Source organism: Sphingomonas sanguinis, from assembly GCF_019297835.1.
In the GTDB taxonomy this organism is placed as follows: Bacteria; Pseudomonadota; Alphaproteobacteria; order Sphingomonadales; family Sphingomonadaceae; genus Sphingomonas; species Sphingomonas sanguinis_D.
In genome coordinates, this window is sequence record NZ_CP079203.1 from 2,192,147 (window position 1) to 2,204,026 (window position 11,880).

10 protein-coding genes are annotated in these 11,880 nt (G+C 68.3%); 7 read left to right on the plus strand and 3 right to left on the minus strand.

Annotation, left to right across the window (positions count from 1 at the left end; translation table 11 throughout):
- Positions 1-46 precede the first annotated feature (46 nt).
- Genes KV697_RS10130 through KV697_RS10140 form a run of 3 tightly spaced genes read left to right on the plus strand, consistent with a single transcriptional unit; the run spans position 47 to position 2,296 of the window.
- Complete coding sequence (locus KV697_RS10130) at positions 47-373, plus strand: hypothetical protein (RefSeq protein ID WP_219018076.1); 327 nt, start codon at positions 47-49, stop codon at positions 371-373.
- Complete coding sequence (locus KV697_RS10135) at positions 370-1,929, plus strand: PepSY-associated TM helix domain-containing protein (RefSeq protein WP_219018077.1); 1,560 nt, start codon at positions 370-372, stop codon at positions 1,927-1,929. Before KV697_RS10130 ends, KV697_RS10135 begins: the two co-directional genes overlap by 4 nt.
- Positions 1,922-2,296, plus strand: a complete 375-nt coding sequence (locus KV697_RS10140) for a DUF3325 family protein (protein ID WP_219018078.1) — start codon at positions 1,922-1,924, stop codon at positions 2,294-2,296. The genes KV697_RS10135 and KV697_RS10140 overlap by 8 nt, the downstream gene beginning before the upstream one ends.
- Here the strand turns inward: KV697_RS10140 and KV697_RS10145 are convergent.
- Complete coding sequence (locus KV697_RS10145; protein ID WP_219018079.1) at positions 2,202-3,137, minus strand: glutaminase; 936 nt, start codon at positions 3,135-3,137, stop codon at positions 2,202-2,204. The two genes, KV697_RS10140 and KV697_RS10145, sit on opposite strands and share 95 nt — an antisense overlap.
- A 115-nt stretch (positions 3,138-3,252) precedes the next feature.
- On the opposite strand from KV697_RS10145, the gene KV697_RS10150 reads away from it, so the two are divergent.
- A complete protein-coding gene (locus tag KV697_RS10150) occupies positions 3,253-4,545 on the plus strand; it encodes an MFS transporter (RefSeq protein ID WP_219018080.1) in 1,293 nt (430 codons plus the stop codon).
- Here KV697_RS10150 and KV697_RS10155 read toward each other — a convergent pair.
- On the minus strand, positions 4,503-5,258 hold the full coding sequence (locus KV697_RS10155; RefSeq protein ID WP_219018081.1) for a DeoR/GlpR family DNA-binding transcription regulator: 756 nt from the start codon (positions 5,256-5,258) through the stop codon (positions 4,503-4,505). The two genes, KV697_RS10150 and KV697_RS10155, sit on opposite strands and share 43 nt — an antisense overlap.
- A 153-nt stretch (positions 5,259-5,411) precedes the next feature.
- Positions 5,412-8,207, minus strand: a complete 2,796-nt coding sequence (locus KV697_RS10160; RefSeq protein WP_219018082.1) for a TonB-dependent receptor — start codon at positions 8,205-8,207, stop codon at positions 5,412-5,414.
- Positions 8,208-8,408: 201 nt separating this feature from the next.
- Between KV697_RS10160 and KV697_RS10165 the strand changes: the two genes are divergently transcribed.
- The 3 genes from KV697_RS10165 to KV697_RS10175 all read left to right on the plus strand — a co-directional run bounded on the left by KV697_RS10165 (position 8,409) and on the right by KV697_RS10175 (position 11,746).
- Complete coding sequence (locus tag KV697_RS10165) at positions 8,409-9,632, plus strand: histidine-type phosphatase (protein WP_219018083.1); 1,224 nt, start codon at positions 8,409-8,411, stop codon at positions 9,630-9,632.
- Between the two features lie 75 nt (positions 9,633-9,707).
- The gene (locus tag KV697_RS10170; RefSeq protein ID WP_219018084.1) at positions 9,708-10,388 is read left to right on the plus strand and encodes a response regulator transcription factor; all 681 of its coding nucleotides are present in this window, start codon (positions 9,708-9,710) and stop codon (positions 10,386-10,388) included.
- A complete protein-coding gene (locus tag KV697_RS10175; RefSeq protein WP_219018085.1) occupies positions 10,385-11,746 on the plus strand; it encodes a sensor histidine kinase in 1,362 nt (453 codons plus the stop codon). The genes KV697_RS10170 and KV697_RS10175 overlap by 4 nt, the downstream gene beginning before the upstream one ends.
- Positions 11,747-11,880 lie beyond the last annotated feature (134 nt).

Here is an 11,880-nt window from a genome sequence, read left to right on the forward strand (position 1 = left end):
AATGCTGCTAAAGCGATGCCATCAGGATGACAAGGGGAAAGCGCGGGTGGCATCGGGCCGAGCCATTGACGAACAATCCGGACGCCGCTGGCGTGGCGGTATTGCCATGGCGTGGCGCTGGATCACCGCGATTCTCGGCGGTTATGCTTTCACGGTCGCGGCGGCGATGCTGACCGCGCGCCTGCTCCCCGCCCCCGATGCGACCGCGCGGGTCGAGGCGACCGGCTGGCCGATGATCCTGTCCTTCATGCTCTATGCCGGTATCGGCCTGTGGTCGCTGCACGAGGTCCGGCTGGGCCGGGTCAGCGCGCTGGTCTGGGGCGGAGCGATCGGCATGGCGGTGCTGCTCAAGCTGCTGGGCGTGCGCGCATGAGCAGCAAGAGCGTACAGTCCGGCTGGCGACAGACCATGGCCTGGGCGCATGGCTGGCTGGGCCTGATCGCCGGGTGGATTCTCTTCACCATGTTCCTGACCGGCACCTCGGCCTATTTCCGGCCCGAGATCACCCGCTGGATGCAGCCCGAAATCCGCACCGAGGCCGCCCCGCCCGCACAGGCGGCGGACTCGGCGGTTCGTTATCTTTCGCGGGTCGGGCCGGACGATCTGCAATGGTATATCTACCTGCCCGACGCGCGCACGGTCGCGACGCGCATCTTCCGCATTCCCGCCAAGCCCGATCCCAGAATACGCGGCGACGAACTGGACCTCGATCCGGTCAGCGGCGCGCCCCTGACCGCCCGCGAGACCCGGGGCGGCGAGCAATTCTATCGTTTCCATTTCCAGCTTCAGCTGCCGTATCCTTGGGGTCGCTGGCTGGCGGGACTGTGCGCGATGGCGATGCTGGGCGCGATCATTTCGGGCGTCATCACGCACAAGCGCATCTTCGCCGATTTCTTCACGCTGCGCTGGAACAAGGGGCAGCGCAGCTGGCTCGACGCGCACAACGTCTCGGCGGTGCTTGGCCTGCCCTATCACGCGATGATTACCTATACCGGGCTGATCACGCTGGTCACGATGTACATGCCCTGGCCGGTGCTGATGAACTATGCCTCGCCCGCCCAGTTCATGCAGACCGCCTATGGCACCCCTGCCGATGTTCCCGCCAGCGGGGTACGGCGCCCGCTGGTCGCGATCGCGCCCTTGGTCCGCGACGCCGAACACCGGCTGGGCGGCCCGGCCACCCGCGTCATCATCCAGAATCCCGGCGACGCGGCGGCGCGGGTCAGCATCGCGCAGGCCAAGCGCGGCGCGATCAATTCGCGCACCCCCATCGCCACCTATGACGGCGCGACCGGCCGCCTGCTCAGCCGCAGCGGCGATGCCGCCGTCGCGATCGACACGGCGGGCGTCATGCTGGGCCTGCACCTCGCCACCTTCGCCGGACCCGCTTTGCGCTGGGCCTATTTCGTGATGGGGCTGACCGGCGCGGCGATGGTCGGCACCGGCCTGCTGCTATGGACCGCCAAGCGACGCAAGCCGGGTGCCGCGCCCTTCTTCGGCCTGAAGCTGGCCGAGCGGCTGAACATCGCGGTCATCGCCGCCTTCCCGGCGGGCATGGCCGCCTATCTGCTCGCCAACCGGCTGATCCCGGCGACGCTGGAGGGCCGCGCCGATATGGAAGTGTCGGCGATGTTCTGGACCTGGGGGCTGCTCGCGATCGCGCAGCTGGGTCTGCCTGCCCGGCGCGCCTGGACGGTGTTGTTCGCCGTCGCCGCCGTTTGCTGGGGCGCGATTCCGGTCGTCAATGCGCTGACCACCACGCGCTGGCTGGTCCCTTCGCTGCTCGACGGCGACCAGCTGTTCGTCGCCTTCGACCTGGCCTGTCTGGCCATCGGCATCGGCTTTGCCGTCGCCGCCCGGATCAGCGCCCGCCCCGCCGCCCGTACGCCCACACGGACTCGCCGTTCCCTGGAGCCTTCCCATGCTTGATACGATTGCCCTCTGCTTTGTCGGCTTCTGGTTGATCGCCGCCGGGTCCTATCGCCATGCCAAGGAGGCGGGGACACTGCATGACGCGCGACTGCGCGCCGGATTGAAGCTGCTCGGCGGCGCGGTGCTGCTGCTGGCGCTGTCGTCCTGCGGCACGGCGGTCACGGGCGAACGGATCGTGCGCATGTTCGGTGCCGCCTCGATCGCCGGGGTCGCGCTCAACCTGATCCTGTCGGTGCGCGCAGGCGCGGTCTTTGCGCCCTTACGGGCGGTCAACCGGCTTGCGGGTCGAACACGGACCAGCCGGTCCGCTGCACCAGCCGTTCGAGCGCCAGCGTACCAAGCTGCGAATTCCCGCGCGCGTTGAGGCCCGGTGACCAGACGGCGATCGAGGCACGGCCGGGCACGATCGCCAGGATGCCGCCGCCCACCCCCGACTTGCCCGGCAGGCCGACGCGAAAGGCGAACTCGCCCGATCCGTCATAATGGCCGCAGCTCATCATCAGTGCGTTGATCCGCCGCGCGCGTTGCGGTGACACGACCGAGCGCCCCGTCCCCGGATTGACGCCCCGCGCCATTAGATAGCGCCCCGCCAGCGCCAGTTGCCGACAGCTCATCGCCAGCGCGCAAAAGTGGAAATAGACGCCCAGCACCCGCTCCACGGCATGATGGAGATTGCCGAAGGCGCGCATGTAATGCGCCAGCGCCTGGTTGCGGTGGCCCGTCTCCATCTCGGCCTGCGCGACGGCGGCGTCGATCACGATGTCGTCCTCCCCGGTGAGCGCGCGGACGAAGCGCAGCATCTCGCCGATCGCCTCGCGCGGCTCGTATCCGCCCAGCAGCACGTCGGCGACCACGATCGCGCCCGCATTGATGAACGGATTGCGCGGGATGCCCTGCTCCGTTTCCAGCTGGACGATCGAGTTGAACGCGGTTCCCGACGGCTCGCGCCCCACCCGCCGCCATAGCTGGTCGCCGACCGCACCCAGCGCCAGCGTCAGCGCGAAGACCTTGGAAATGCTCTGGATCGAGAAGCTCTCTTCGGCATCGCCTGCCAGATGGCATTGTCCGTCCGCCTCGACGATGGCGATGCCGAAGCGGCGCGAGTCGATGCCCGCCAGCGCGGGGATGTAATCGGCGGGCGTGCCCCGGTCGGGGGCCTCGGCCATCTCGGCGGCGATATCGGAGACGATCGCGGACAGGTCCATCGTTCCGTGGTGCCGCGTGGCCGAGGCTTTGTCGAGGCCGCCGCGAACCCGTCACAAACCGCCGTTAGGGAGCCGTCGCTTCCTCCCCAAGCCTAGACGGACCGACATCACAACCATGCGCGACAGGGACATCGCCCCGCCCGCCCCCGGTTTCTGGACGCTCGCCAGCGTCGAGGGGTGGGAGCGTTGCGCGATCCAGGGCGCCAAGTCGCTGCTGACCTTGTTCCTCGTGACCGATCTGCTCGCGAAGGGCGATGCGGTGTGGGGCATGGCGGGCCTGCGCACCGGCATCGAGGGCGTGACCGGCGCGCATGGCGACATCGCCTTCGCGTCTCAGCTTTACGGCCTCTATGGTGCGCTGACCTATCTGGTCCTGCCGCTGGGCGGATGGATCGCGGATCGCAGCGGCCAGCGGCGTCGCGCCATGTATGGCGGAGCGATATTGATGACGCTGGGTCTGGTCGCGCTGGCGAGCCGTAGCTGGGCGCTGCCGGGGCTGGCGCTGCTGATCGGCGGGATCGGGCTGCTCAAGGGCAATCTGGCCGCCGAAGTGGGCGCGCTTCGCGGAGCCTCGGCGGGGGAGCGGCTCTATGCGGCCTATCTGGCGTTCCTCAATGGCGGGGCGCTGCTCGGACCGCTCGTCGGCGGGTGGCTGGCGCTGCGGGTCGGGTTCGCCGCCGCCTTCATCGTCATGGCGGGCAGCATGATCGCGGCGATGCTGACCTTGCGCACCGCGCCGCCCGTTCGGCTGATCGAAGCGCGCGAAGCGGACGGACACCGCACCGACTGGCCGCGCGTCATCCTCGCCATCGTCGCCGTGACTTTGTGCTTCTGCGCCTATGAGCAGCTCAACAACATGGTGCTGCTCTGGGCGGAGCAGCGGGTCGAGCTGAGGCTGGGCGGGCTGGCGATCCCGCCGGGCTGGCTGGCGGCGGCGGACGGGCTGTTCACCATCGGACTGGCGCTGGTCGCCTATCGCCTCTGGCCGCGCCTGCGCCACGAGCCGGGTCCGGCGATGAAGCTGGCCGCCGGGGGGATGGCGATGGTGCTGGCCTATGGTCTGCTCGCTTGGCTGTCCGGCGGCACCGCGCCAGTCGGGCTAATCGGGCCGGTCTGTGCGATCGCGCTGCTCTCGCTGGGTGTCGTGCTGTCCTGGCCCTCGGCGCTGGCGATCGTCGCCGCCGCCACGCCGCCGTCACGGCGCGGGCTGATGACCGGGCTGTTCTATCTCCACGGCTTCGTCGCGCATCTGGCGGTGGGAGAGCTCGGTGCGCTCTATCCACGCATGGCGCAGCCGCACTTCTGGGCGATCCATGCCGCGCTCGCGCTGACGGGGGCGGTCACGGCGCTGCTGATCCCGCGCGGTCAGGCGACGACCACCTCCACCCCGGCCAGCGCTTCCGCATAAGCGGGCGACAGGGGCGCGTCGGTCACGAGCATCGCCACCGCGTTCAGCGCCGCGACCTGAATCGTGCCGGGGCGGTCGAACTTGCTCTGGTCGGCGGCGATCAGGGTGCGGCGCGAGCGGGCGATCATCATCCGGCACAAAGCCGCCTCGCCCGCATGATAGTCGGCGAACCCGTGGTCGAGATTGACCGACTCCACCGATACGATGGCCAGCGCAGGCGTGAACATGCTGAGATACTCGCGCGCGGTGGCGTCGAAACAGGCGCGATACTCGTAATCCATCTCGCCGCCCGCCAGCATGATGCGGTTGTCGTTGCGTCCGCCCAGCTCGGCCGCGACGCCGACCGCATTGGTCACGACGGTCAGCTTCTGGTGTTCGCGCAGCGCCCTGGCGACATAATGGCCGGTGGTGCTGGCATCGATATAGACGGTCTGCCCGTCCGCCACGAGCTGGGCGACGGCGGCGGCGATGCGCTGCTTGGCCTCGGCATGGCGTTGCAGACGGGTGGCGAAGGAACCCTCGGTCTCGACCTTGGCGAGGCGCACTGCGCCGTGCGCGCGCACGACCGCGCCCGACGATTCCAGCACGCGCAGTTCGCGCCGCACCGTCTCCTCGGATACCGACAGCGCCCCGGCCAGCTCGCCGATCCCGTGAAACCCGCCTTCTCCCAATAACGCCACGATCTCATGCTGGCGGCGCTGGCGTTTCATCATCTTCGGCAGGTCCTCTCTTTGAAGCCATGCTAGCGCGGGGCCGTTCGGTCAGGAACCCCACACAAAACCGCCGACGGCACGCGAGGGCGCCGTCGGCGTAGGTGCGCTCCGGTGCCTACGGGGGGCGGGCACCGGATCGGGGAGAGGATAAGGTCAGAAGGCGTAGGTCAGGTTGAGCATGTACATGCGCCCCGTCTCGACATAACCGCCCTTGCGGTCGTTCGAGAGATACGCCTTGCGCTCGCTGGTCGTCGCCCAATAGCTGTGTTCGTTGAACAGGTTCTGCACCGACGCGCCGACCGTCAGGCCCGAGGGCAGGACATAGTTGACGATCAGGTTCGAGATGGTCGTCGGCTGGATATAGGTATCCGGCCGGCTGGAGCGCAGATCGTACAGGCGGTCGCCGGTATAGTTGTAGTTCCACTCCGCCGACAGGCCGCCATGGCTGTAGAACAGCGCGGCATTGTACATGATCTTGGGCGCCTGGGTCATGCGCTGGTCGCGCATCTGGCCGTTGACGAAGACCCGCGCCGTGGCGCGCTGCACCGTGACATTGGCCTGGAGGCCCAGCCCGTCGAGCAGCCCCGGCAGACCCTTCAGCGAATAGCGCCCGAACAGCTCGACACCATAGATCTTGCCGGTGGCGTCGGTGGTCAGGCTCGACACCTCGACCCCGCCCTGCTGTTCCGACTGGGGATTGCCCCAGATGTTGTAGTCGCCGCTCGCGTTGGTGGTGCCGGTCGCGAACAGGACGTGGTTCAGCTGCTTGTAGAAGGGGCTGATCGAGAAGAAGTCGGTGCCCTGCCCCTTATATTCGACCGAAGCGTCGTAATTCCACGAGGTCTGCGCGTTCAGATTGGGGTTCGGAATGAACACCCCCGTCACCTCGCCCAGATCGTTGCGCGACACGCTGGTCGGCCCGAGCAGCAGGTCGAAGGCCGGACGCGAATAGCTCTTCCGGATCGAGGCGCGGACGACCATGTCGTCGTTCGGCCGGTAGTTGGCGATCACGCTGGGCAGCCACATGTCGTAGTGGCGGCTGGACGTGGCGAACTGGCCGGTGTCGTTGCCCTGATCCTGCCAATAGGTGCCCTTGAAGCGGTTATATTCGTAGCGCAGGCCCGGCACGACCTGAAGGTCGCCGAACTGCAGCGTCGTCATGACATAGCCGGACAGCCGGTTCTCGCGCCCGTCGAGGCGGTTTTCTTTCAGCTTCACCGGGTCCAGGCCTGCGATCTTCGGGCTGGAGAGGCGGGCGACCTCGTCCTCGATGAAGCGCGTGTCGATCAGGAAGATCGGCACCTGCGCCGCATTGTTCATGAACCCGCCCAGCATCCGGCCGGGCAGCGTCATCAGGCCGGGGCCGGTCGCGGCGTAACGCGGCGAATTGCTGCCATCCGCATTGGGGAAGGTATATTGCAGCGCGCCGTCGTCACCCAGCGCATTGGCGTAGCGCTTGGCATCCTCGACCTTGGCGCCCGCCGAGATCGAGACGAGGCCCTGGTCGGCATGGTGCCAGGTCGTGTCGAACTGCCCCTCCAGGCGGCGTTCCCAGGTATTCTCGAACTGCTGGGTGACGTACCACTGCTTCAGCTTGGTCAGGTCGGTCAGATAGGCGCGCGCCGCGTCGGTCAGCACGACCTGCGGGAAGGTGCGCTGGCCGATCGAGGTAACCATGCGATACGCCGCCGTGCCCGTATTGTCGGCGGTGCCGATATAGGGCGCGCCCGCGAAACCGGACTGGATGCGCAAGGGGTAATCCTGCGACCCGCGCGAATAGGCGCCGTGATAGTCGAAGGTGAAGTCGCCCGAGCGGGTCTGGCCGCCCAGCTTGGTCGTCACCAGTTCCTGGTTGCTGTGCTCGGTGCGGAAATAGTCGGTGGCGGTCAGACCGTAATCGGCGCGGTAGCCCGCCGCGTCATAGGAGCCGCCATTGGGGTTGGGGTTCTTCTGATAGGGGGCCAGGCTGGTCTGGCGCAGCGCGGTCTGGTCCATCCAGCTCTTCAGCTGGTACCGGCCATAGGTGGAGTGGAGGTACAGGTCGGTCCCCTCGCCCTTCCAGTCGAGGTTCAGCGTGCCGCCCATCCGCTCGATCCGGTTGCGGAAAGCCTGCCACTGGGCGCCGCGCGCGAACAGATTGTCCAGATTGTCGCGGATCATGCCGGGGATGGCGTTGTTATACTTCTCCCAGTCGTGCTGCACGGCAGTCGACTCGCCCAGCACATGCTTCAGGCCGTAATAGGCCGAGGCATAGATACCGAAATTGCCGAAGCGCTGCGCCGTCTCGACCTGCGCGGTGCCGCCCCAGGGGTCTTCGCCGCGCGCCGCCGCACGGCCCGCCACCTGGCCCTGAAGCCGGATCTGGCTGCGATGATTGGGCAGGTCGAAGGCGGTGATCGGCACCATGTCGATGATGCCCGCGATCACGTCGCCATCATACTTGGCGGTCGGCGCCTTGTCGACGCGCACCGTCTGGAGTGAGAAAGGCGACAGCAGGTTCATCGAGATGGCGCGGGTGCGCGCATCGGTCTGCGCCAGGCGCACGCCGTCGAGCGAATAGGCGTTGTACGAGGTGTCGAGACCACGGATCGAGACATACTGCGCCTCGCCGGTCGCCGCCGCGTTGCGCGACTGGTCCACCGACGAGCTGATGCCCGGCAGGTGGGTCAGCAGGTCGGCCAGATTCTGCTGCGGCTGAAGGCGCAGTTCCTCGCCCGAGACGACGGTGGCGAGCGACTGGCTGCGCAGCTGTTCGTCCTGCGCATCGACCACCGCCTGGCGATGGCCCTTGACCACCACGTCCTCGCCCGCCTGCGGATCGGTATCGGCAACGACCGGCTCGCTGGTGACGACCGGCTCGGCGGCCAGCGCAGGCGCGGCGAGCAGGAAGGTGGCGGCAGTGCTGCACAACAGGCGCACGACATGCGCCCGCTTGGACGAAGCGGTCATGGAAATCCCCCTGGATCAATTCTGATGGCGACGCCCCCCGGGCGCCTTCGACGGCTCCGCTAGGGGTGCCCTGTGACAGTCCGATGACTTATTGACCGAATTTTGATGACTTTGAAAAATTCTTGGCGCCACCGCCGATCATCGCCCCGGAGGCGTGGGCAATGTCACAGTCCTGACCCGAAATCGGTCCAAAGTCGCGCGATGATCGCTCTCCCCCGCCGCCTGCGCGCGCCGCTCGCCCTGTTCGCCCTTTCCATGCTGGCGGTGCCGGTCGCGGCGCAGAAGGCCCCTGCGCCCCAGGGGCTGACGCTCGACCGGGTCGTCGTGCTGATGCGGCACGGCGTCCGCGCCCCGCTGGACGGCGAGGTGCCGCACGGCACCCGCACCGCCAAGCCCTGGCCGATCTGGACCACGCCGGAGAGCGAACTGACCCCGCACGGCGCCGAAGCCCTCGCCGCCGAGGCCCGCGCCGACCGCGCGGACTGGATCGCGCGCGGCCTGCTGACCCGGAACTGCCCCGCGCCCGGCAGCATCCGCATCTGGACGAACAGCTCGTCCCGCACCATCGCCAGCGGCGAAGCCTATGCCAAGGCGCTGGCCCCCGGTTGCGCGGTGCCGGTCGCGCACAACCCGCTGGGTCAGGTCGATCCGCTGTTCGAGCCGCTGCGCGCCCGCGCCACCCGCTTCGACGCGACGACGGCGGTGGCGGATATCGACCGCTTCACCGGCGGTATGGACGCGCTGGTCGCGCGGAACCGCCCCGCGCTGCAATTGCTGAATCGGGTACTGGGCTGCGGCGATGCCAAGGGCTGCGACCCGGCGGGACCGGCGCGGCTGACGCCCTCGGCCGACGGGCATGGCATCGATCTGACCGGGCCGATCCGCACCGCCTCGGGCACGGCGCAGGTGCTGTTGCTGCAATATGCCGAAGGGCTGTCGCCTTCGGTCGGCGGCCTGCCGGTTGACGGGGCGGTGCTGGCGAGGCTGGGCGCGGTCCATGCCGCGCTGTTCGACGTCTATTCGCGCTCGCCCTATATGGCCGCGCACCAGTCGGCGGCGTTCGGGCGGCACATGATCGAGGCGCTGACCGCCAGGGACGGCGCGAAGATCGACATGCTGGTCGGACACGACACCAATGTCACCGCGCTGGCGGCTTTGCTCGGCTTCGATCTGGTCGCGCCGGGCTATGCGACCAATGATGCCGCCCCAGGCGGCGCGATCCTGATCGAGCGCTGGCATGATGCCAAGGGCCGCGCCTTCGTCACCGTCCGCTATCGCACCCAATCGCCGGAGCAGATCCGCGCCCACGCCGCCGCCGTGTCGGTGAAGCCGGTGCAGGTGCGCGGTTGCCCAGCCGATGCCCCCTGCCCGCTCGACCGCTTCGTAACGTTGTTCGGCGAGCGGCTGGCCCCGCTGGCGAGGTAGGGCTTTGGCGGGGTAGGGCTTGCCACCGCGCTTTTGCCCGGTAGGGCGAAGGCGGTCACGGTTTGGAAAGTGAAGATGAGCCTGCACCTGCTTCTGGTCGAGGACGATGCCACCTATGCGCACGGCCTCGCCGCCGACCTGATCGCAATGGGCCACCGGGTCGAGCATGTCGGGGACGGCCGCCTCGCGCTCGCCGCGATGGACCGCGAGCAATATGACGCGGTGATCCTCGACCGCATGATGCCGCGCCTGGACGGGCTGTCGGTGGTCGAGACGCTGCGCGGGGGCGGCATCACAGTGCCCGTCGTGATGCTGACCGCGCTGTCCATGGCGACCGACAAGGTCGACGGGCTGGAAGCGGGCGCGGACGATTATGTCGTCAAGCCGGTCGAGCCGCAGGAACTGGTCGCGCGCATCCAGGCGGTGATCCGGGGCCGCCGCTGGACGGTCAGCGAAAGCGACACCATCCGCGCAGGGAACATCGTGGTCAGCCCGACGGGCTTTCGCGCCTGGCGCGGCGGCCAGCCGATCACGCTCGCCAATCTGGAGCTGAAGCTGCTGGCCGAACTGGCCCGCCATGCGGGCGAGGTGCTGACCCGTGCCATGCTGATCGAGCGGGTCTGGGGCTATGATTTCGAGCCGGAGACCAATATCGTCGACGTCTATATTCGGCGCCTGCGCGTCAAGCTGACCGAGAATGGCGGCGAGGATCCCATCGAAACGGTGCGCGGGATCGGTTATTCGCTGAAACCATGATCCAGGGTGCGATCCGTCGTCTGTCGCTGCGCGGGCTGACTATCGGCGTCCTGGCCCTGTTCCTGATCGCGACGGTCGCCACCGCCATTGCGATCCTGGCCGCCAACCGCGTCACGGTGGCGCGCGCGGTGGACCGCCGGATCGAAGTCGTCGCCGATCTGGTGCTGGAGCGCGACGCGGGCGAGACGCGGCTTCCTACCCCCCTGCTGCTCGAACGCATCGCCACCCTGTCGGGCCAGCGCGACACCGGTGATATCGGTCTGTTGCTGCTGGGGCCGGACGGGCGCAGGTTGGGCGGCAATATCGCGCCGCGCTTCACCCTGCCGATGGGCCGTTCGGATTTGCGCCAGCGTGACGGGATCATCGGCCTGTCGCATGGCCGCGCGCTGGTCCGCGACGCGGGCGAAGGGCGGCGGCTGGCGGTGGTGGCGGAAACCGAGCCGTTCGACCGCTACCGCGCGACGCGGACGCGTATCTATCTGATCGGGTTCGGCTCGATCATCCTGATCGTGGTCGGCGGCCTCACCGCCTTTTCGATGCTGGTCGGCCGTCGCATCGCCGACCAACGCGCCACGGTCGAGGCGATCATCGCAGGCAACATCCGCCACCGCGTCCCCCTGACCGGATCGGGCGACGAGTTCGACCGCCAGGCCGCCGCCTTCAACCACATGCTCGACCGCATCGCCGAACTGATGGAGGCGATGCGCGGCCAGTCCAACGACATCGCCCATGACCTGCGCACGCCGCTGTCGCGCTTGCGCGGCCAACTGGCGCGGATGGTCGAGGAGGCGCGGGATCCCGCCCAGGCCGAGCGCGCCCACGCCGCGCTAGCCCAGTGCGACGCGCTGCTCGCCATGTTCGCCGCGCTGCTGCGCATCGCCGAGATCGAGGCGGGGCATCGCAAGGCGGGGTTCGCCCCCTTCGACCTGTCCATACTGGTCCGCGACACCGCGACGATGATGATCCCCGTCGCCGAGGATGCCGGGCATCGTCTGGACGTGGCGATCGATGCCGCAGCGCCGGACTTAGTCGGCGACCGGCAGTTGCTGACCCAGGCGCTGGTCAATTTGATCGGCAATGCGATCAAATATGGCGGCGACACGATCACCGTGTCGCTCGATGCCGGCGAAGAGGGCGTGACCTTGAGCGTCACGGATAACGGCCCCGGCATCGCGCCCGAGGATCGCGCCCGTGCGCTACGCCGTTTCGGGCGGCTCGATCCCGCGCGGGAAGCGGCGGGAGGCCATGGCCTGGGCCTGCCGCTGGTCGAGGCGATCGCGCGGCTGCATCGCGGGCGGCTAACGCTGGGCGACGCCGCGCCGGGGCTGGTCGTATCGCTGATCCTTCCCCGTCGCTGACACTCATTCCTCCCCTGCAAGGGGAGGGTGTGCGGCATGGTGGAGGGGTGTCCCCAGTCGCCCAGCCGGGACACCCCTCCGTCAGGCCTTCGGCCTGCCACCTCCCCTTGCAGGGTAGGAAGGATAAACAAAAA